This window comes from Micrococcus sp. R8502A1, from assembly GCF_006704135.1.
In the GTDB taxonomy this organism is placed as follows: domain Bacteria; phylum Actinomycetota; class Actinomycetes; order Actinomycetales; family Micrococcaceae; genus Micrococcus; species Micrococcus luteus.
Map to the genome: position 1 here is coordinate 76,122 of NZ_VIGS01000002.1, position 20,883 is coordinate 97,004.

The 20,883-nt window shown below is 72.9% G+C and carries 19 protein-coding genes and 2 tRNA genes; 17 read left to right on the forward strand and 4 right to left on the reverse strand.

Features of this window, described 5'->3' with window-relative positions; translation table 11 throughout:
* Nucleotides 1–115 precede the first annotated feature (115 nt).
* Nucleotides 116–186, reverse strand: a tRNA-Gly gene (locus tag FLM69_RS00995).
* Between the two features lie 76 nt (nt 187–262).
* Between FLM69_RS00995 and FLM69_RS01000 the strand changes: the two genes are divergently transcribed.
* From FLM69_RS01000 to FLM69_RS01030, 7 genes are all read left to right on the forward strand, one after another.
* Nucleotides 263–1,156: an SDR family oxidoreductase gene (locus FLM69_RS01000; RefSeq protein ID WP_036381146.1), complete on the forward strand. Its 894-nt coding sequence runs from the start codon at nt 263–265 to the stop codon at nt 1,154–1,156.
* 83 nt (nt 1,157–1,239) lie between these two features.
* Nucleotides 1,240–1,313, forward strand: a tRNA-Pro gene (locus FLM69_RS01005).
* Between the two features lie 42 nt (nt 1,314–1,355).
* Nucleotides 1,356–2,720 (forward strand): trigger factor, encoded by a 1,365-nt coding sequence (gene tig / locus FLM69_RS01010; protein WP_036381190.1) that lies wholly within the window; start codon nt 1,356–1,358, stop codon nt 2,718–2,720.
* 268 nt (nt 2,721–2,988) lie between these two features.
* Complete coding sequence (locus tag FLM69_RS01015; protein WP_152743804.1) at nt 2,989–3,603, forward strand: ClpP family protease; 615 nt, start codon at nt 2,989–2,991, stop codon at nt 3,601–3,603.
* A 41-nt stretch (nt 3,604–3,644) separates the two neighbouring features.
* Complete coding sequence (locus tag FLM69_RS01020) at nt 3,645–4,310, forward strand: ATP-dependent Clp protease proteolytic subunit (protein WP_002855988.1); 666 nt, start codon at nt 3,645–3,647, stop codon at nt 4,308–4,310.
* Nucleotides 4,311–4,476: 166 nt separating this feature from the next.
* Entirely contained in the window at nt 4,477–5,775 is a 1,299-nt protein-coding gene (gene clpX / locus FLM69_RS01025) for an ATP-dependent Clp protease ATP-binding subunit ClpX (RefSeq protein WP_036381152.1), read from the forward strand.
* 62 nt (nt 5,776–5,837) lie between these two features.
* Nucleotides 5,838–6,455 carry a DsbA family protein gene (locus FLM69_RS01030; RefSeq protein WP_044659096.1) on the forward strand — a complete coding sequence of 206 codons (618 nt, stop codon included), beginning with the start codon at nt 5,838–5,840 and terminating at the stop codon, nt 6,453–6,455.
* Between the two features lie 83 nt (nt 6,456–6,538).
* Here the strand turns inward: FLM69_RS01030 and FLM69_RS01035 are convergent, their stop codons facing one another.
* The 3 genes from FLM69_RS01035 to valS form a co-directional block, all read right to left on the reverse strand.
* Nucleotides 6,539–6,874, reverse strand: a complete 336-nt coding sequence (locus FLM69_RS01035; protein WP_095346890.1) for a hypothetical protein — start codon at nt 6,872–6,874, stop codon at nt 6,539–6,541.
* Nucleotides 6,875–7,153: 279 nt separating this feature from the next.
* Nucleotides 7,154–7,699, reverse strand: coding sequence for a hypothetical protein (locus FLM69_RS01040; RefSeq protein WP_141842724.1), 546 nt, complete (start codon nt 7,697–7,699; stop codon nt 7,154–7,156).
* A 23-nt stretch (nt 7,700–7,722) separates the two neighbouring features.
* Nucleotides 7,723–10,407 carry a valine--tRNA ligase gene (valS, locus tag FLM69_RS01045; protein ID WP_141842726.1) on the reverse strand — a complete coding sequence of 895 codons (2,685 nt, stop codon included), beginning with the start codon at nt 10,405–10,407 and terminating at the stop codon, nt 7,723–7,725.
* A gap of 139 nt (nt 10,408–10,546) precedes the next feature.
* On the opposite strand from valS, the gene FLM69_RS01050 reads away from it, so the two are divergent.
* The 10 genes from FLM69_RS01050 to FLM69_RS01095 form a co-directional block, all read left to right on the forward strand.
* A complete protein-coding gene (locus FLM69_RS01050; RefSeq protein WP_036316887.1) occupies nt 10,547–11,341 on the forward strand; it encodes an SDR family oxidoreductase in 795 nt (264 codons plus the stop codon).
* A 43-nt stretch (nt 11,342–11,384) separates the two neighbouring features.
* Entirely contained in the window at nt 11,385–12,134 is a 750-nt protein-coding gene (locus FLM69_RS01055) for a sirohydrochlorin chelatase (RefSeq protein WP_036316890.1), read from the forward strand.
* A 117-nt stretch (nt 12,135–12,251) separates the two neighbouring features.
* Entirely contained in the window at nt 12,252–13,967 is a 1,716-nt protein-coding gene (locus tag FLM69_RS01060; protein WP_036316987.1) for a nitrite/sulfite reductase, read from the forward strand.
* Nucleotides 13,964–14,689 (forward strand): phosphoadenylyl-sulfate reductase, encoded by a 726-nt coding sequence (locus FLM69_RS01065; RefSeq protein ID WP_036316893.1) that lies wholly within the window; start codon nt 13,964–13,966, stop codon nt 14,687–14,689. Before FLM69_RS01060 ends, FLM69_RS01065 begins: the two co-directional genes overlap by 4 nt.
* Before the next feature lie 32 nt (nt 14,690–14,721).
* Nucleotides 14,722–15,657, forward strand: a complete 936-nt coding sequence (gene cysD, locus FLM69_RS01070) for a sulfate adenylyltransferase subunit CysD (RefSeq protein ID WP_002855962.1) — start codon at nt 14,722–14,724, stop codon at nt 15,655–15,657.
* Nucleotides 15,657–16,997, forward strand: a complete 1,341-nt coding sequence (locus FLM69_RS01075) for a sulfate adenylyltransferase subunit 1 (RefSeq protein WP_036316896.1) — start codon at nt 15,657–15,659, stop codon at nt 16,995–16,997. The genes cysD and FLM69_RS01075 overlap by 1 nt, the downstream gene beginning before the upstream one ends.
* 31 nt (nt 16,998–17,028) lie before the next feature.
* Nucleotides 17,029–17,754, forward strand: coding sequence for an ABC transporter ATP-binding protein (locus tag FLM69_RS01080; protein ID WP_036316899.1), 726 nt, complete (start codon nt 17,029–17,031; stop codon nt 17,752–17,754).
* A complete protein-coding gene (locus FLM69_RS01085; RefSeq protein WP_041104780.1) occupies nt 17,744–18,667 on the forward strand; it encodes an ABC transporter permease in 924 nt (307 codons plus the stop codon). The genes FLM69_RS01080 and FLM69_RS01085 overlap by 11 nt, the downstream gene beginning before the upstream one ends.
* A complete protein-coding gene (gene cobA, locus FLM69_RS01090) occupies nt 18,664–19,932 on the forward strand; it encodes a uroporphyrinogen-III C-methyltransferase (protein WP_113914188.1) in 1,269 nt (422 codons plus the stop codon). Before FLM69_RS01085 ends, cobA begins: the two co-directional genes overlap by 4 nt.
* Nucleotides 19,929–20,883, forward strand: a 955-nt coding sequence (locus FLM69_RS01095; RefSeq protein ID WP_141842728.1) for an FAD-dependent oxidoreductase, incomplete at its 3' end; no start/stop codon positions are given. The genes cobA and FLM69_RS01095, both read left to right, overlap by 4 nt.

Consider the following 20,883-nt stretch of genomic DNA (forward strand, 5'->3'; position numbering starts at 1 on the left):
GTGGCAGGCCCGACCGGGCACAGCGGTCACGGAACCGGCGCGGACGACGACGTACCCGGGAACGTCCTGAGCCGGGCCATCGTGTGCACACGACGGCCCGGCTCATGAGGTCCGGAGGGGATGACGGGAATCGAACCCGCGTAGCCAGTTTGGAAGACTGGGGCTCTACCATTGAGCTACATCCCCGCGGGGCCGCGCTCGGCGCGGACCAGCGGCTGACACCGTATCACGGCGGGCCCGCCTCGGCCGTGGGGGAAGAGGCATGATGCACGGCTTTCGTCCCGCCCTCCGCAGAACCGCGTCCGCCCTCGCCGGCCGTCGTCCCCTGTCCCTGCGCGGCGCCACCGTCCTCGTGACGGGCGGCGCGTCCGGCATCGGTCGACTGATCGCCCTGGGGGCCGCCCGCCGCGGCGCGGGCCGCGTCGTCGTCTGGGACCTCGACCTGCAGGGGGCTGAGGCCGTCGCCGCCGAGATCCGGTCTCAGGGCGCGGACGCCCGGGCCGAGCGCGTCGACGTCACGGACGCGGCCGCCGTCGAGGCCGCCGCCGCCCGCGCCGGGCAGGTGGATGTGGCCGTGAACAACGCGGGCGTCGTGACGGGCGCCCGCCTGGAGGACGCCACGGAGGAGGGCATCCGCCGCACCTTCGAGGTGAACGCGCTCGCGCCGTACTGGCTGACCCGGGCGGTTCTGCCCGGAATGCGGGCCCGGGACCGCGGGGCCGTGGTCACGGTGGCCTCGGCCGCGGGGTTGGTCGGCGTCGCGCGCCAGACGGACTATTCCGCCACCAAGCACGCCGCGGTCGGCTTCGCCGAGTCCCTCGCCGCGGAGCTGCGCAAGGACGGCAGCCGCGTCACCTCCCTCGCCGTCTGCCCCTTCTACATCGACACCGGGATGTTCGCGGGCGTGCGCAGCCGGGTGCCCTGGCTGCTGCCCGTGCTGGATCCGCGCCACGTGGCGCAGGAGGTGCTGGACGCCGTCGAGGCCGGCCGCACGCGCCTGCTGCTGCCGCGCGCCGTCGGCCTGATCGCACCCCTGCGCGCCCTGCCGGCGCCCGTCTTCGACCGCGCGATGGACGTCCTCGGGGTCAACGCCACGATGGACGGCTTCACGGGCCGGCGGTCGCGGCTTTTCGCGGGGCGCGAGACGGCGCGCTAGGATTCCACAGTCTGCCCTCGGGCAGTCCCTCGGGTGCCCGGCGAGCCTCCACCGCGTGAGCCCGCCGGCGTCGGGGTCGACGGCGGGGTGTAGCTCAGCTTGGTAGAGCGCGCGCTTTGGGAGCGTGAGGCCGCAGGTTCAAATCCTGTCACCCCGACTCGACGTCAAGACCATCCACCACCACCAACAGGAGTCATCCGTGGTCAAGTCCACCGCAGAGAACCTCAGCCCGACCCGCGTCAAGCTGACCGTCGAGGTGCCGTTCGAGGAGGTGAAGCCCGCCCTGGACAAGGCGTTCAAGGACATCGCCAACCAGGTGCAGATCCCGGGCTTCCGCAAGGGCAAGATCCCGGCGCGCCTGATCGAGCAGCGCTTCGGCCGCGAGATCGTCGTGGACCAGGCCGTCAACGAGGGCCTGAACACCTGGTTCTCCGCCGCCATCGCCGAGGCCGAGCTCACCCCGATCTCCCGCCCCGAGGTCGACGTGACCGCCACCCCGGACGCGGAGAACGCCGAGGGCCCGGTGGCCTTCACCGCCGAGTTCGACGTGCGCCCGACCATCGAGCTGCCCGACTACAAGGGCCTCAAGGTGACGGTGGAGCCCGCCCAGGCCACCGAGGAGGACGAGCAGAAGGCCCTCGACGCCCTGCGCTCGCGCTTCGGCTCGCTCAAGGACGTGGACCGCCCGGCCGCCCAGGACGACTTCGTCACGATGAACCTGACCGCCACGGTCGACGGTGAGCAGGTCGACCAGGCCGAGGGCCTGTCCTACCAGGTGGGTGCCGGCACCATGCTCGAGGGCATCGACGAGGCTCTCGACGGCCTGTCCGCCGGTGAGGACGCCACCTTCGAGACCACGCTCAACGGCGGCGAGCACGACGGCGAGACCGCCGTGGTCAAGCTGGAGCTGACGGCCGTCAAGGAGCGCGAGCTCCCCGAGGCCGACGACGAGTTCGCCCAGCTGGCCTCCGAGTTCGACACCATCGCCGAGCTCAAGGAGGACCTGAAGAAGCAGGCCGCCGAGGAGGCCGTGAACCGCCAGGGCGTGGAGGCCCGCGACAAGGTCCTCGAGGAGCTGGCCAAGCTCGTCGAGGTCCCGGTGCCGGACGGCGTCATCGCCGAGCAGGTCGAGCAGCACTTCTCCGCCGGCGGCCACACCGCGGGCGACGACCACGACACCGCCGAGCACCGTGCCGAGCTCGAGCAGAACACCCGCGAGGCGTTCGCCAACGAGGTCATCCTGGACGAGGTCGCCGAGGCCGAGGAGGTCACGGTCGACCAGGGTGAGCTGATCGAGTACATCATCGCCACCTCCTCCGAGTACGGCATGGACCCGAACCAGTTCGCCATGATGCTCGACCAGGGCGGGCAGATCCCGATGATCATGGGCGAGGTCCGCCGCCGCAAGGCCCTGGCCAAGGTCCTCGAGTACGCCGAGGTCACCGACACCGACGGCAAGGCCGTGGACCTGACGGCGTTCGTGACCCCGGGCGGCCAGGAGGCCCTCGACGCCGAGGCCGAGGCGACCGAGGCCGACGACGCCGCGGCGGCCGAGCAGGCCTGATCCCGGCCGGTGGGGGCGCACCCCCCGCCGCGCCACGACGACGGCGCCCCCGCCCACGCCGGTGGGGGCGCCGTCGTCGTCCCGGGGCCCCGGTGGGCGGCCCCGGGCGGGGTCCGCGACAACCTGCGCCAACAGCGAAACGCCGACGGCGTCCCGCGCGCTGGCCCGGACGCCCGGCTAGTGTCGGACTCGATCAGGGACCCGTCCGTCCGCGCGAGCGGCCGCCGTTCGGGAGGCCCGTGGACATCTCGACAGGAAGGCGGAAGTGATGACCGACATCACCCCCAGCATGCGTTCGGTGGACCCGGCGCAGCGCGAGGATTTCCTCTACACCCAGCTGCTGAAGTCGCGCATCGTCTGGCTGGGCGAGGACGTCCGTGACGACAACGCCAACGCGATCTGCTCCCAGCTGCTCCTGCTCTCGGCCGAGGACACGGAGAAGGACATCTACCTGTACATCAACTCCCCGGGCGGCTCCGTCACCGCGGGCATGGCGATCTACGACACCATGCAGTACATCCCCAACGACGTCGTGACGGTGGCCACCGGCCTCGCGGCGTCCATGGGCCAGTTCCTGCTCGCCTCCGGCACCAAGGGCAAGCGCTACGCCACCCCCCACGCCCGCGTGCTGATGCACCAGCCCTCCGGCGGCATCGGCGGCACCGAGTCGGACATCCGCATCCAGGCCCAGCTGATCCTGCACATGAAGCAGGTGATGGCGGAGCTGACCGCCGAGCAGACCGGCCAGTCCGTGGAGACCATCCTCGAGGACAACGCGCGTGACAAGTGGTTCACCGCGCAGGAGGCCCTCGAGTACGGCTTCATCGACCACATCGCCGACCGTGCCGCGTCCGTGACCGGCGGCGGCGGCGTCCGGGGCTGAGCCCGGCCCGGACCGTCCCGACCCTCTCCAGGAGACCAAGAATGACCCAGTTCCCCGCCGGGCTCCCCACCGGGATGCCCTCCCTGCCCACGCCGGACGCGCGCTACATCCTCCCGCAGTTCGAGGAGCGCACCCCCTACGGCTTCAAGCGCCAGGACCCCTACGCCAAGCTCTTCGAGGACCGCATCGTCTTCCTCGGCGCGCAGGTGGACGACGCGTCGGCCGACGACGTGATGGCCCAGCTGCTCGTGCTCGAGGCGATGGACTCCGAGCGTGACATCACCCTGTACATCAACTCGCCGGGCGGCTCGTTCACGGCCATGACGGCGATCTACGACACCATGCAGTTCATCCGCCCCGAGGTGCAGACCGTGTGCCTGGGCCAGGCCGCCTCCGCCGCGGCCGTGCTGCTGGCCGCGGGCGCCCCCGGCAAGCGCCTGGCGCTGCCCAACGCGCGCGTGCTGATCCACCAGCCGGCGATGCAGGGCGACCGCGGCACCGCCACCGACCTGGAGATCCACGCCCAGGAGATCAACCGGATGCGCGTGTGGATGGAGGAGACGCTGGCCTCCCTCACCAACCGCACGCCCGAGGAGGTCTCGCAGGACATCGACCGGGACAAGTTCCTCTCGGCCGAGCAGGCCCTCGAGTACGGCCTCGTGGACGAGGTCCTCGCCTCCCGCAAGATCACCCGCCCGTCCGCCTGACCGACGGCGCCCGTCGAGGGGCCCGGCCGCGCGGCCGGGCCCCTCGATGCCGACCGGGGACCCGGTCCCTTAACGTGTCCGTCCACGGTCGTATGCTGGACGGAATCTGACAGCGACGCCGCCCGCGCGGGCGGACGTCTCCGCCCGGCCCTCGAGGAGTACCACCATGGCGCGTATCGGAGAGAGCGCTGACCTGCTGAAATGCTCGTTCTGCGGGAAGAGCCAGAAGCAGGTGCGCAAGCTCATCGCCGGCCCGGGTGTTTACATCTGCGACGAGTGCATCGAGCTGTGCAACGAGATCATCGAGGAGGAGCTCGGCGAGGCGGCGGAGGCGGACGAGACCGTCCTGCCCACCCCGCAGGAGATCTTCGACCACCTCGAGGGCTTCGTGATCGGCCAGGAGGCGGCCAAGCGTTCCCTCGCCGTCGCCGTGTACAACCACTACAAGCGCGTGCGTGGGCCGCAGGCGCGGAGCGGTGACCTGGCCGACCGCCTCACCGAGCGGGACGACCTCGCGGACGTCGAGGTCGGCAAGTCGAACATCCTCATGGTCGGCCCCACCGGCTCCGGCAAGACGTATCTCGCGCAGACCCTCGCCCGGCGGATCAACGTCCCGTTCACGGTCGCGGACGCCACGAGCCTCACCGAGGCCGGCTATGTGGGCGAGGACGTGGAGAACATCCTCCTCAAGCTCATCCAGGCCGCGGACTACGACGTGAAGAAGGCCGAGCAGGGCATCATCTACATCGACGAGATCGACAAGATCTCGCGGAAGTCCGAGAACCCCTCCATCACCCGGGACGTCTCCGGCGAGGGCGTGCAGCAGGCCCTGCTGAAGATCCTCGAGGGAACGGTGGCGTCGGTGCCGCCGCAGGGCGGACGCAAGCACCCCCACCAGGAGTTCCTGCAGATCGACACGTCCAACGTGCTGTTCATCGTGGCGGGCGCGTTCGCGGGCCTGGACGAGATCATCGGTTCCCGCGCCGGCCGCAAGGGCATCGGGTTCGGCGCGCCCCTGAACCACCTGGGCGCGGGGGACGTCACTTACGCGGACGTGCGGCCGGAGGACCTGCTGAAGTTCGGCCTCATCCCCGAGTTCATCGGCCGCCTGCCCGTGATCACCACCGTCGAGGACCTCACGCACGAGCAGCTCGTGCGGGTGCTGACCGAACCGAAGAACGCCCTGCTCAAGCAGTACCAGAAGATGTTCCTTATGGACGGCGTGGAGCTCGAGTTCGAGCAGGATGCCCTGGACGCCGTCGTCGCCCAGGCCGAGGCCCGCGGCACCGGCGCCCGCGGCCTGCGCTCCATCATGGAGAACGTCCTCAAGCCCGTGATGTTCGAGCTGCCCTCCCGTTCGGACGTGGGCACGGTCGTCATCTCCGGGGACGTGGTGCGCGGCGAGGCCGAGCCCACGCTCATCCCGGCCGAGGTGGAACGACGTCGACGCGGCCGGAGCGCCTGACCGCCGTCGCCCAGCAGGACCGACCGGAGCCGAGACGGCTCCCTGACCGCAAGGAGCACAGCATGACCGACACCACGCAGCAGCCCACCGTCGACTTCTACTTCGACGCCACGTGCCCGTTCGCCTGGATCACCTCTCGGTGGATCCTGGAGGTCCAGAAGGTGCGCGACGTGCGGGTGGTCTTCAAGATCATGTCGCTCGCGGTCCTGAACGAGGGCCGCGACCTGGACCCCGGCTACCTGGCCCGCCTCGAGAAGGCCTGGCTGCCGGCCCGCGCCGCCGTGCAGGTGCGCGAGCGGCACGGTGCCGAGGCGCTCGGCCCGTGGTACACCGCGGTCGGCACCCGCATCCACGAGCAGGGCCGCACGGACTACGAGGCCGTGGTGGCCGAGGCCCTCGAGGAGCTGGGCCACGACGCGGACATCCTGGACGCCGCCCGCACCGACGTGGCCGACGAGCAGCTGCGCGCCAGCCAGAAGGAGGCGGAGGACCTCGTGGGCAACGACGTCGGCACGCCCGTCGTGGCGTTCAACGGCACGGCCTTCTTCGGTCCCGTGATGACCCGCATCCCGCGCGGCGAGGAGGCGGGCCGCATCTTCGACGGCGCCGTCGCCCTGGCCGACTTCCCGTACTTCTACGAGATCAAGCGGGCCCGCACCACGGATCCGCAGTTCGACTGAGCCCCCGGCTCGCACGAGACCGGCCCCACACCTTCGGCGCGAAGGTGTGGGGCCGGCGTCGTCGGGGTGCGGGGCGGCGGGGGTCAGCTGCGCGCCACTCTGCCGGCCGCGCGGATCAGGGGGACCTGCAGGGGCAGCCGCCCGAGGGAGACCAGTTGCGCCGGCCAGGGCCGGCGTCGCCACTGCCAGGCCATCCACGCATTGCCGGGCCACACGCCGAGGAAGAGCGCCTGCGCGGCGCGTCCGCCCGCGCGCCGGGTGCGCGGGACGGCCAGCAGACCCGCCACGGCCAGCTCGGCCACGCCGGAGCCGTGGGTCCACGCGCGGGCCGAGCCGGGCAGGAACGGCGGGATCAGCCCGTCGAAGGGTTCGGGTCGGACGAAGTGGAGCACGCCCATGGCGGCGAGGGCGGCGGACATCCGCCGGGCGGAGGCGTCGGAGGCGCGGCGGCCGGCCGGGGCGGGATCGGGTGTCGGTCTCATCCTCTCAGTGTCCACCCCTGCTGCCGTGACCGCACTGCGACATGCGGCAGGAGCACGACCGGGATGCGCACCACGACACCCCGGGAGTGCTGCCGCCTCCCGACGAACTCCGATCCGACGGCGGACTGTCCGACGTGTGCGACGGACCGAGGCGGCCCCGTCACCTCGAGGTGTCGGGGCCGTTCCGTGTCGTCAGGGGGCGGGAACGTCAGGGACTCAGGGGCGGCCGCCGCCGGTGCCCAGCCCGCCTCCGCTCTGCGTCCCGGGGCCCTCGCCCTGCCAGACGAGCTGGGCTCCCGCGTGGCCGGCCTGGACCGCGACGACCACCTCCGCCACGCCGACCAGCAGGACCAGGACCGCCAGCACCAGGTGGAGGGCGGGGATCCGCTCGCCGATGCGGCGCAGCGCGGCGGGGGAGCGGTGCCAGGACAGAGCGGTCCAGACGAGGAGGAGCAGGAACAGGAGCATCGCCAGGCTGCGGGTCGTCTCACCGAGCTGCGCATGCTGCCGCAGCAGGGCGGAGGCCTCGCCGTCGGACGCGGCGAGCTGTTCACCGGTGGCCGCGGTCAGCACGGAGCCGACCGCCGCCGCGAGGGAGAAGACGAGCGTCAGCGGGGCGGACCACTGGAACCAGCGGCGGGAGAGCACAGCCGGCAGGGCCAGGAGCACGGTCAGCGGGATGAGGATGACGGGCAGACGAAGGCCCCGCCGCCCGTGATGGGCGACGGGGCCGTCGTCGTGCCGCGTGCGCTCGCGAGACACCTGCAGGGAGCGCGCGGCGGGGATCAGTCGTCCTCGGCCGGTGCGAGCTGCACGTCGGAGACGGTCAGGGGCGCGGACTCGCCGGCCTCGTCCTGCGTGAGGGACAGGTCCGCGATGTTGCCGGCCGCCTTGAGGTCCGCCAGGCCGCCGCGCAGCTTCTCGAGCCAGGCGGCCGGCCCGGTCACCACGGCGGAGCGCACCTCGGTGCGCTGCTTCACCTTGGCCTCGGACTTCGCCTTGCGGACGCCGCCCAGGACCTGCGCCACGGTGGGCAGGACCTCGGCGTCACCGGCGGAGGCGGCGAAGGACAGGGCCGCCACCTCGTCTGCGGCGCCCGGCCACGCGGCGGTGTGCACGGAGCCGGCGCGCCACCAGCTCCACACCTCCTCGGTGGCGAACGGCTGGAACGGGGCCAGCAGGCGCAGCAGGGCGTCCAGGGTGGTGGCCAGCGTGGTCACCACAGAGGCCTGCTCGGCCTCGCCGTGGCCGCCGTAGGCGCGGTCCTTCACGAGCTCCACGTAGTCGTCCGTGAAGGCCCAGAAGAACTGCTCGGTCACGTTGAGGGCGCGTGCGTAGTCGTAGGCCTCGAACGCGCGGGTCGCCTGCTCCACGGTGGCCGCGAGGCGCGCCAGCAGGGAGGCGTCCAGCGGGTTGGTGACGGCCGCGGCGTCGTCGGCCGTGCGGATGACGGCGTCCTGCGTGGCGCCCAGGTTCAGCACGAACTTGGCGGCGTTGAGCAGCTTGATGGCCAGGCGGCGGCCGATCTTCATCTGCGCCACCTCGTAGGCGGTGTCCGCGCCGAGGCGGGCCGAGGCGGCCCAGTAGCGGACGGCGTCCGAGCCGAACTGGTCCAGGATGTCGGTCGGGACCACCACGTTGCCCTTGGACTTGGACATCTTCTTGCGGTCCGGGTCGAGGATCCAGCCGGAGAGCGCGGTGTCCGTCCACGGCACGGAGCCGTTGAGGGCGTGGGCGCGCACCACGGTGGAGAACAGCCAGGTGCGGATGATGTCGTGGCCCTGCGGGCGCAGATCGAACGGGAAGACGTTGTTGAAGAACGCCTCGTCACGGGACCAGCGGCCCACGATCTGCGGGGTCAGCGAGGAGGTGGCCCAGGTGTCCAGGACGTCCGGGTCGCCGGTGAAGCCGCCGGGGACGTCGCGCTGGTCCTCGGAGTAGCCCGGGGCGGCCTCGGCGGCCGGGTCCACGGGGAGCTGCTCGTCGGCCGGGAGGATCGGGTTCTCATAGTCGGGCTCACCCTCCGCGTCCAGCGGGTACCAGACCGGGATCGGCACCCCGAAGAAGCGCTGGCGGGAGACGAGCCAGTCACCGTTGAGGCCCTCGACCCAGTTCTCGTAGCGGTGGCGCATGTGCTCCGGGTGCCAGGAGAGCTCGCGGCCGCGCTCGATCAGCTCCGCGCGGCGGTCGGCGTCGCGGCCGCCGTTGCGGATGTACCACTGGCGGGAGGTGACGACCTCGAGCGGCTTGTCGCCCTTCTCGTAGAAGTTCACGGCGTGCATGATCTTCTTCGGCTCTCCGTCCAGCAGGCCGGCCGCGGTGAGGGCGTCCACCACACCCTGCTTGGCGGAGAACATGGTCTTGCCGGCCACGGTGTCCGCATAGGCCTGTCGGCCGGCGTCCGTGGTGATCCACTCGGGGGTGTCGGCGGCGAAGCGGCCGTCACGGCCGATCAGGGTGCGGGTCGGCAGCTGCAGCTCGCGCCACCAGGTGACGTCGTTGAGGTCGCCGAAGGTGCAGACCATGGCGATGCCGGAGCCCTTGTCCGGCTTGGCCAGCGGGTGCGGGAAGACCTCGACCTCGACGCCGTACAGCGGGGAGGTGACGGTCGTGCCGAACAGGTGCTGGTAGCGCTCGTCGTCCGGGTGGGCGACCAGGCCGGAGCAGGAGGCCAGCAGCTCGGGGCGGGTGGTCTCGATGAAGACCTGCTCGCCGTCCGCAGCGGTGAAGGCGTAGCGGTGGTAGGCGCCGGGGACCTCGCGGTCCTCGAGCTCGGCCTGGGCCACGGCGGTGCGGAAGGTCACGTCCCACATGGTGGGGGCCTCGGCCAGGTAGGCGTCGCCCGAGGCGATGCCGGCCAGGAAGGCGCGCTGGGAGACGGCGCGGGAGACGTCGTCGATGGTCCGGTAGGTCATGTCCCAGTCGACGGACAGGCCGAGGCGGGTGAAGAGGTCCTCGAAGACCTTCTCGTCCTCGACGGCGAGCTCCTCGCAGAGCTCGATGAAGTTCTTGCGGGAGATCACGTCCCAGTCGCGCTGGTTCTTCGCCGGCTTCTCCGGCGGGCGGTAGCCCTCCACGTACGGCTTGGCGGGGTCGCAGCGGACGCCGTAGTAGTTCTGCACACGGCGCTCGGTGGGCAGGCCGTTGTCGTCCCAGCCCATCGGGTAGAACACGTTCTTGCCGTTCATGCGCTGGTAGCGGGCGAGCACGTCGGTCTGCGTGTAGGAGAAGACGTGGCCCACGTGGAGCGAGCCGGAGGCGGTCGGCGGGGGCGTGTCGATCGAGTAGACCTGCTCGCGGGTGGTCTGTGTGTCGAACGCGTAGGTGCGCTCGTCGGCCCAGCGGGCGGTCAGCTTCTCCTCGAGGCCCTCGAGGGCCGGCTTGTCCGGCACGGCCACGGCGCCGGCGGCGGGGGTGGACGGGGTCGATGCGTCGATGGGCGTGTCTGTGCCCTGCGGGTTCTCAGCCATGCCCGCCATCCTCCCATGACCGGGGCGGCGGGCCGGGCCTGCGACGACGCCCGGGACGTCCCGCCCTTTCAGTCGGTCGGCCTGGCGGAGGCGACCCGGGCGGTGCTCCGAACGGCGCGGCTCGGCTACGGTCGGAGGCGTGAGCCACACCCATGAACCTGCGAAGAACCCCGCCCGCGCCGCCGTCGTGACGGGGGCCACGAGCGGCATCGGCCGCGCCACGGCCCTCGAGCTCGCCCGCCGCGGCTGGCGCGTGTACGCCGTCGGCCGCCGGGCCGAGCGCCTCGAGACCCTCGCTGCCGACGCCCGGGCCGAGGGCGTGAGCGGCGACGTCGTCCCCGCCGCCCTGGACGTCACGGACGAGGCCGCCGTCGCCGCGCTGGCCTCGCGCGTCGAGGCCGACGGCGGCGCCGACACCCTCGTCAACATCGCCGGCGGCGCGCTCGGCACGGACGCGGTGGGCGACGGCGACCGCGCCGACTGGGAGTGGATGTACCGCGTCAACGTGCTCGGCACCCTCACGATGTGCCAGGCGTTCCTGCCCATGCTCCGCGCCCACGGCGAGGGCACCGTGCTCAACCTGACCTCGACCGCCGCCGTCACCGCCTACGAGGGCGGCGCCGGCTACAACGCCGCGAAGATGGGCCAGCACGGGCTCACCGGCGCGCTGCGCCTGGAGGAGGCCGAGCACAACGTGCGGGTGATCGAGGTGCTGCCGGGCATGGTCCACACCGAGGAGTTCTCCCGCAACCGCCTGGGCGGCGACCAGTCCGCCGCGGACGCCGTGTATGCGGGCGTGGAGAAGCCGCTCACCGCCGAGGACGTCGCCGAGGTGTGCGTCCACGCCGTCGAGCTGCCCCACCACGTGAACCTGGATCAGATCGTGATGCGGCCGGTCGCCCAGGCCGCCCAGCACAAGGTGATCCGCCGGTGAGCGGCGGGCCGCAGAACGTGTGGGCCGACGCGGTGGGCTCGGCATGAGCGCGCCCGTGCTGCACGTGATCGCCTGCGCCCACGGCACGCACGACGCGGCCGGCCGCGACGTGATCGACGGCCTCCGTGCCGACCTGGCGGCCCTCCTGGCCGCCGAGGGGCCGGGCGCCCAGGTCCACGAGGCCTACGTGGACGTGCAGAGCCCCTCCCTCGACGAGGTCGTGGCGGCCCTGCCCCCGGGGGAGCCGGCCGTGATCGTGCCGCTGCTGCTGTCCCTGGGCCATCACGTCCACCACGACATCCACCACGCCGCAGCCGCCCGACCCGGCACGATCGCCGCCGCACCGCTGGCCGGGGCCGGGGACGACGTCGAGCCGCGCCTGGTGACCGTTCTGGCCGAGCGGGTGGCCCGGGCGGTGCCGGCCGGTGAGGCCGCGACATCGGACGTCATCCTGGCGGCGGCCGGCACCCGCGCCGCGGACGGCCAGGCCCAGGTGCACGCCCTGGCCGGGGCCCTGGCCCGGGCCACGGGACTGCCCGTGACCGCGGCGTTCGGGGCGGCGGCGACCCCCCGTGTGCCCGACGCCGTCGCCCGGGTGCACGCCGCCGGCCGTCGCGCCGTGGTGGCCGCCCACCTGCTGGCCCCCGGGTACTTCCACGACCGGCTCGGCGAGGCCGGCGCGGACGCGGTCACCGACCCCCTGCTGCCGCATCCGCTGGTGGCGCGGATCGCCCTGGACCGGCTGCGGTCCGCCCTCGTAGAGGCCCCGAGGGGAGCCGCCGGAGGCCGCTGAGCCGTCCGTCACACGACCGGGGCCGGACCGGGTCCCCGCCGCGGCCCGGCCCCGGGAACGTGACGAACCGCGTCGACGATCTTGGGGCCGGCATGCCGGGTTCCTAGCGTGGCGGCCATGACCCAGGTGAACGAGACGTCGAGGCCGGCGCGCACTCCGCGCCGTCCCTCCGCCAAGCCGCACGGCCAGTGGAAGGTGGACGGGACCGCCCCCCTGAACCACAACGAGGAGTTCAAGCAGCAGGACGACGGCCTGAACGTCCGCGAGCGCATCGAGCAGGTCTACGCCCACGAGGGCTTCGACTCGATCCCCTCGGACGACCTGCACGGCCGCTTCCGCTGGTGGGGCCTGTACACCCAGCGTCGGCAGGGGATCGACGGCGGCAAGACCGCCACCCTGGAGCCCCACGAACTCGAGGACCGCTACTTCATGCTGCGCGTGCGCATCGACGGCGGCGACCTCACCACCGAGCAGCTGCGCGTGATCGGCGGGATCTCCACCGACTTCGGCCGTGACACCGCGGACATCACCGACCGGCAGAACGTCCAGCTGCACTGGATCCGCGTCGAGGACGTCCCCGAGATCTGGCGGCGCCTGGAGTCCGTGGGCCTGTCCACCACCGAGGCCTGCGGCGACGTGCCGCGCGTGATCCTCGGCTCACCGGTGGCCGGGATCGCCGCGGACGAGATCATCGACCCCACGCCCGTGATCCGGGAGATCGCGGACCGCTGGATCGGCGACCTCGAGATCTCCAACCTGCCCCGCAAGTTCAAGACCGCCATCACCGGACACCCCTCCCAGGACGTGGTCCACGAGATCAACGACGTCTCCCTGATCGGCGTGGTGCACCCCGAGCTGGGCCCCGGTTACGACCTGTGGGTCGGCGGCGGCCTGTCCACGAAGGCCCGCCTGGCCGACCGGATCGGTGCCTTCGTCTCGGCCGAGCGCGCCCCCGAGGTGTGGCACGCCGTCGTGAGCATCTTCCGTGACTACGGCTACCGGCGCCTGCGCAACAAGGCCCGCATGAAGTACCTGCTCGAGGACTGGGGGCCGGAGAGGTTCCGCACCGTGCTGGAGGAGGAGTACCTCGGCTACGCCCTGCCCGACGGACCCGCCCCGGCCCCGCCCACCCGTCCCGGCGACCACGTGGGGGTCCACGAGCAGAAGGACGGCCGCTTCTACATCGGCGCCGCTCCCGTCGTCGGCCGCTCCAGCGGCACCACCCTCACCGCCCTCGCGGACCTGCTCGAGGCCCACGGCTCCACGCGGCTGCGCACCACCCCCCACCAGAAGATCGTGGTGCTGGACGTGGAGCGGGACCGGGTGGACGCCGTCGTGGCCGGCTTGAAGGAGCTGGGACTGGACCCGGAGCCGTCCGTATTCCGCCGCTCCACCATCGCCTGCACGGGCCTGGAGTTCTGCAAGCTCGCCATCGTGGACACGAAGGACACCGCCACCGCCGCGATCGCCCAGCTCGAGGAGCGCCTGGCCGACCTCGCCGACCGCCTCCCCGAGCGGCTGAGCCTGCATGTGAACGGCTGCCCCAACTCCTGCGCCCGCATCCAGACCGCGGACATCGGCCTGAAGGGCCAGCTGCTCCCGGACGACGACGGCGGCCAGACGCCCGGCTTCCAGGTTCACCTGGGCGGCGGGCTGGCCTCCGTGGACCGCGCCGAGGCCGGCCTCGGACGCAGCGTCCGCGGCTTGAAGGTCCGCGCGGACGGGCTGGTCGACTACGTCGAGCGCGTCGTCCGCCGGTACGACGAGCAGCGTGAGCCGGGCGAGACCTTCGCCCGGTGGGCGCACCGAGTCGACGAGGAGGCCCTCCGATGAGCACCGTTCCCCCCACCCGTCCGACCGAGGACCTCGAGCGCCTGCAGGCGCTCGCGGAGTCCGGCGCCGCCGAGCTCGGCTGGGACGCCCCCGCCGAGGCGGTGGTCGACTGGGCCGCCCGCCATGTGGACCTCCGCCGGGCGGCCGTGGCCTGCTCCATGGCCGACGCCGTCCTGCCGCACCTGGTGGCGCAGCGGATGCCCGGCGTGGACGTCCTCTTCCTGGACACCGGCTACCACTTCACCGAGACGCTCGCGACGCGCGACGAGGTGGCCCGCCGCCTCGCCGTCACCGTGGTGGACGTGCTCCCGGAGCTGACCGTGGCCGAGCAGGACGAGCGCCACGGCAAGGACCTGTTCGCCCGCGACCCGGGGCTGTGCTGCGCGATGCGCAAGGTCGAGCCCCTCAACCGGGCGCTGGCCGGATACGACCTGTGGTTCACCGGCGTCCGCCGGGACGAGGCGCCGACGCGCACGAACACCCCGCTGGTGGGCTGGGACGAGGCCCACGGCATGGTCAAGGTCAACCCCGTCGCCCCGTGGAGCTTCGACGACCTGGTCGGCTACGCCACGGACCACGACGTGCCCGTGAACCTGCTCCTGCAGAACGGCTACCCCTCGATCGGCTGCCGCCCCTGCACCCGCCCCGTCGCCCCCGGGGAGGACCCCCGTGCCGGGCGCTGGGCCGGGACCGCGAAGACCGAGTGCGGCATCCACGTCTGAGCGCCGCACCCGAGACAGACCAAGGAGACACGATGACCCTCACCCATGCCCCCGACCCGGGGACCGTGAGCCCCGCCGGGCCCGACGTCCAGGACGCCCTGGAGGCCGAGGCGATCCACATCATCCGCGAGGTGGTGGCCGAGTTCGAGCGCCCCGCCATGCTCTTCTCGGGCGGCAAGGACTCCGTGGTGATGCTCCACCTGGCCGCGAAGGCCTTCTGGCCGGGGAGGATCCCCTTCCCGGTGGTCCACGTGGACACCGGCCACAACTTCCCCGAGGTCCTCGAGTTCCGCGACCGCACGGTGGAGCGGCTCGGCCTGCGGCTCGTGGTGGGCTCCGTGCAGGAGTACATCGACCGCGGCGAGCTGCGTGAGCGCGCCGACGGCACCCGCAACACCCTGCAGACCACCCCCCTGCTGGACACGATCCGGACCAACCGGTTCGACGCCGTCTTCGGGGGAGGCCGCCGTGACGAGGACAAGGCGCGGGCCAAGGAGCGGATCATCAGCCTGCGGGACGCGTTCGGCCAGTGGGACCCGCGCAACCAGCGCCCCGAGCTGTGGAACCTCTACAACGGCCGTCACACCCCCGGCCAGCACGTCCGCGCGTTCCCCATCAGCAACTGGACCGAGCTGGACGTGTGGCGGTACATCGCCCGCGAGGGCATCGAGCTGCCCTCCATCTACTACGCGCACGAGCGGGAGGTCTTCCGCCGCGACGGCATGTGGCGCGCCGTGGGGGAGCACTCCCGCCCGGCCGAGGGCGAGGAGGTCACCACGCGGACGGTGCGCTACCGCACGGTGGGCGACATGTCCTGCACCGGCGCCGTCCTCTCGGAGGCCGCCACCGTCGAGGACGTCGTGCTCGAGGTCGCCGCCTCCACCCTGACCGAACGCGGGGCCACCCGCGCCGACGACCGCATCTCCGAGGCGGCCATGGAAGATCGCAAGAAGGACGGGTACTTCTGATGAGCACCGCACTGCTGGACCGGCACGCCCCCGCCGGGACCCTGTTCCGCCTGGCCACGGCCGGCTCGGTCGACGACGGCAAGTCCACCCTCGTGGGCCGCCTCCTGCACGACTCCAAGGCCGTCCTGGCCGACCAGCTCGAGGCCGTGGCCCGCACCTCCGCCGAGCGCGGCTTCGGCGGTGCCGAGGGCGGGCTGGACCTGGCGCTGCTGACCGACGGCCTGCGCGCCGAGCGGGAGCAGGGGATCACGATCGACGTCGCGTACCGGTACTTCGCCACGGACCGGCGCACCTTCGTGCTGGCCGACTGCCCCGGGCACGTGCAGTACACCCGGAACACCGTCACGGGCGCCTCGACGGCCGATGCGGTCGTGCTGCTCGTGGACGCCCGCAAGGGCGTGGTGGAGCAGACCCGGCGCCACCTCAGCGTGGTGGCCCTGCTGCGGGTGCCGCACGTGATCGTCGCCGTCAACAAGATCGATCTCGTGGACTACGCCGAGGAGGTCTTCACCGCGATCGCCGAGGACGTCCGGCGCGTGGCCCGGGAGCTCGGCCTCTCCGACGCGGTGAGCGTCCCGGTGTCCGCCCTGCAGGGCGACAACGTGGTCACCCGCTCCGAGCGGACGGACTGGTACACCGGCCCCACGCTCATGGAGCTGCTCGAGTCCCTGCCCGGGGCGGACGCCGAGGACGACGCCGCCGCCTCCTTCCGCTTCCCGGTGCAGCTCGTGGTGCGCCCCCAGGGCGCCCTGGCCCCCGGCCTCGACCCCGAGGTGTTCCGCGACTACCGCGGCTACGCCGGGCAGGTGGTCGCGGGCACCGTCCGGCCCGGGGACGCCGTCGCCGTCCTCACCCCGGGGCAGCCGGCGCGCACCACCACCGTGGTGGGCGTGGACGCCGCCGGGGAATCCCTCGAGGAGGCCTCCTCCCCGCAGTCGGTGGTCCTGCGCCTGGCCGACGAGGTGGACGTGGCCCGCGGGGACACGATCGCCGCCGCGGACACCGCCCCGCGCCCCACCGCGGAGGTGGCCGCCGCGCTGTGCTGGCTCTCCGCCGCACCGCTGCGCGTCGGGCAGCAGGTCCTCGTCAAGCACGGCACCGCCGTCGTCCGGGCGCTCGTCCAGGAGGTGGCCGGTCGGCTCGACCTCGACACCCTGCGGCTCGACCCGGCCGAGACCCTCGGGCTCAACGACATCGGACAGGTGCGCCTGCACCTGGCCGCGCCGCTGCCCGTGGAGCCCTACGCCGTGCATCGGCGCACCGGGGCGTTCCTCGTGATCGACCCCCACGACGGGGCCACGCTCGCCGCCGGCATGGTGCGCGGCGGCGACGAGGCCTGATCCGGATGACGACGGCGCGACGGGAGCGGTCATGACGGTGGTGATGGAGGACGTGGGCAAGAGCTTCGGCGGGCCCACGCCCGTGCTGGAGGACGTCTCCGTGCGGATCGAGCCGGGCGAGTTCGTCTGCCTGCTCGGTGCGTCCGGGTGCGGCAAGTCCACCCTGCTGAACCTCGTCGCCCGGCTCGAGGCGCCCACCGCGGGCGTCGTCAAGACCCCCCGGGAGGGGGCCGCGTTCATGTTCCAGGACGCCGCCCTCTTCCCGTGGCTCACCGCCCGCGGCAACATCGAGCTCGCCCTCCGCTTCGCCGGTGTGGCCGCGGGGGAGCGTCGGGAGCGTGCCGGGGAGCTGCTGCGCCTCGTCCACCTCGACGACGCCGCCGACCTGCGACCCCACCAGCTCTCCGGCGGCATGCGCCAGCGCGTCGCCCTGGCCCGGGCCCTCGCCCAGGACCGCCCCCTGCTGCTCATGGACGAGCCGTTCGCGGCCTTGGACGCGATCACCCGCGACCTGCTGCATGGGGAGCTCGAGCGCGTGTGGCGGCAGACCGGTCGGACGGTCGTGTTCGTCACCCACAACGTGGCCGAGGCCGTCCGCCTCGGCCAGCGGGTGCTGCTGCTGTCCTCACGTCCGGGTCGCGTCGTCGCCGAATGGGACGTGCCCGCGGCCGCCCGCCACGACGCGCCCGCCGCGGCCGCCCTCACGGCCGCCATCACCGCCCGACTCGGTCAGGAGATCCGTCGCCATGCGCACTGACACCCCCACCCTCGACGCCCCCGGCCGCGCGCCGGGGGCCGCCACCGACGACGAGCTGCGCGAGCTCGACAGCGGCCTCGACGCGCTCCAGGCCGTCGACTCGACCCGTCGGACGGGTCTGGCCGGGTGGGACTGGAGCCGGGTCCTGCTCCCGGTGGCCGCCGTCGTCCTGCTCGTGGCGATCTGGCAGGCCTTCGCGTGGCTGGCCGGTGCGCGCGGTGAGCCGATCACCGGTCCCGGCGACGTCGTCGGGGCCTTCGGGACGCTGTGGGCCCAGGGCCTCGTCCAGCAGGCAGTGGCGACGTCGGTGGGCCGCGCCGTCGTCGGCTTCGCACTCGCCGTGGTCGTCGGCGTCGGGCTGGGCCTGGTGCTCGGACAGGTCAGCGTCCTGCGGCGGGCGTTCGGCCCGCTGCTCACGGCCCTGATGGTGCTGCCGAACGTGGCCTGGGTGCCGCTCGCGGTGCTGTGGTTCGGCCTCAGCGACGCCACCGCGTACTTCGTGATGCTCACCGGCGCCGTCCCCGCCGTGGTCGCCGGCCTCACCACCGGCACGGACCAGGTGCCGCCGCAGCTGCGTCGCGCGGCCCGGGTGCTGGGCGCCTCGCGTCTCGAGACCGCCCTGCTGGTGGTCCTCCCGGCCGCCCTGCCCGCCTTCGTCTCCGGCCTGCGCCAGGGCTGGGCCTTCGCGTGGCGAGGCCTCATGGCCGCCGAGATCATCGCCGTCGGCGGGCCCATGGGCGTGGGACTCGGGACCCTGCTCCACGAGGGACGTGCCGCGTCCGACCTCGCCGTCGTCCTCTGCGCCGTCCTGACCATCCTGGCCGTCGGCGTCCTCGTCGAACTGGCCGTATTCGGCCCCGTCGAGCGGCGCATGCTGCGCCGCCGGGGGCTGCTGGAAGGGAGCACGCGATGACCGCGTCCGATCTGTACCCCACCTCCCTGCGTCTGCTCGGCCGGCCCGTCCTGATGGTGGGCGGCGGGCGCGTGGCCGGCCGCCGCATGGGCGCCCTCCTCGACGCCGGCGCGCTCGTCACCGTGGTGGCCCCGGAGCCGGGGGAGGAGGTGGAGCGGCTCGCGGCGGCCGGCCTGATCACCCTGCACCGCCGCCCCTACCGCCCGTCCGACCTCGACGGGGTCTGGTTCGCCCAGACCGCCACCGGCGACCGGGCCGTGGACGGGGCCGTGGCCTCCGACGCCGAGGCCCGCCGCGTCTGGTGCGTCGACGCCTCCGATGCCGAGTCCTCCGCCGCCTGGACGCCCGCCGTCGTCCGGGCCGGGGACGTGACCGTGGCCGTCAACGCCGGGGGAGACCCTCGCCGCGCCCGCGCCCTGAAGGATGCGATCACCCTCGCCCTGTCGACGGGGCGGCTGCCGCTGCGCCGGCGGCGCGCGTCCGCCGAGCCCGGCCGCGTGGCCCTCGTCGGCGGCGGCCCCGGCGACTCCGGGCTCATCACCGTGCGCGGCCGACAGCTGCTCGCGGAGGCCGACGTGGTGGTCGCCGACCGGCTGGGCCCGCGCGCCCTCCTGGCCGAGCTGGACCCGGCGGTGCCCGTGATCGAGGTCGGCAAGGCCCCCGGGAACCACCTGGCCACGCAGGACGAGATCAACGCCGTCCTGGTCCGGGAGGCCCGGGCCGGCCGCCTCGTCGTCCGGCTCAAGGGCGGCGACCCGTACGTGCTCGGCCGCGGCGGCGAGGAGGCAGCGCACTGCCGCGCCCATGGCGTCGACGTCGAGGTGGTCCCCGGTGTCACGAGCGCCGTCTCGGTGCCCGCCGCCGCGGGGATCCCGGTCACCCATCGCGGCGTCGCCACCGGCTTCACGCTGGTGACCGGCCACGAAGAGCTGGCCGAAGTGCCCACCCGGGCCGACCACACGCTCGTCCTGCTGATGGGCGTGCGCCGGCTCGCGGACACCGCGCGCCGACTGACGGAGCGCGGCCTCGACGGCGCGACGCCCGTGGCGATCATCGAGCGCGGCTGGATGCCGGACCAGCGGGTCACCGTGGGCACGGTGGAGACCATCGCCGCGCAGGCGGCCGCCGTCGGTGTGGAGAACCCCGCCGTGATCGTCGTGGGCGACGTCGTGCGCCTGAGCCCCTACGCCACCGGCGCGCCTGCAGCCGGTGTCCCTGCCCCGATCTTGACCCTGAACCCGACCTCCGAAGGAGCACGAGCATGACCCTGACCCCCTCGAGGCCTGACCGCCCGTTGCGCATCGCCATCATCGGTGCCGGACCCGCCGGGGTGTACACGGCGGACATCCTGACCAAGGAGGAACGGGACTTCCGTGTCAGCATCGACCTGTTCGACCGGTACCCGGCCCCGTTCGGCCTGATCCGCTACGGGGTGGCCCCGGACCATCCGCGCATCAAGGGCATCGTCACCGCGCTGCACAAGGTCATGGACCGCGGGGACATCCGTTTCCTGGGGAATGTGGACTACGGCACGGACCTGAGCCTGGCGGATCTGCGTCGGCATTACGACGCGATCGTGTTCTCCACCGGTGCGGTGCGGGACGCTGCCCTGGACGTGCCGGGGGTGGAGTTGGCCGGCTCGTTCGGTGGCGCGGACTTCGCGTCCTGGTATGACGGGCACCCGGATGTGCCGCGGCATTGGCCGTTGGAGGCCACGCAGGTGGCGGTGATCGGCAACGGGAACGTGGCCCTGGATGTGGCCCGGATCCTGTCCAAGCATGCCGAGGACCTGTTGCCCACCGAGATCCCGGACAACGTGTACCGGGACCTGGCCGCCTCCCCGGTCACGGACGTGCACGTGTTCGGTCGGCGCGGGCCGGCGCAGGTGAAGTTCACCCCGCTGGAGCTGCGGGAGCTGGCGCACTCCCGGGATGTGGACATCGTGCTGTACGAGGAGGACTTCGACTTCGATGAGGCCTCGGAGAAGGCGATCGAGGAGAACAATCAGGTCCGCACCATGGTGGGCACGTTGACGAACTGGCTCATGGAGCAGGAGGACCGTCAGCAGAGCGCCTCGCGTCGGCTGCACCTGCATTTCCTGCAGGCCCCGGAGGAGTTCCTGGACGAGGACGGCGACGGCCGGGTGGACGGCCTGCGGATGCGCCGGATGGAGTTGGACGGTTCCGGTGGGGTCCGTCCGACGGGGGAGACCGTGG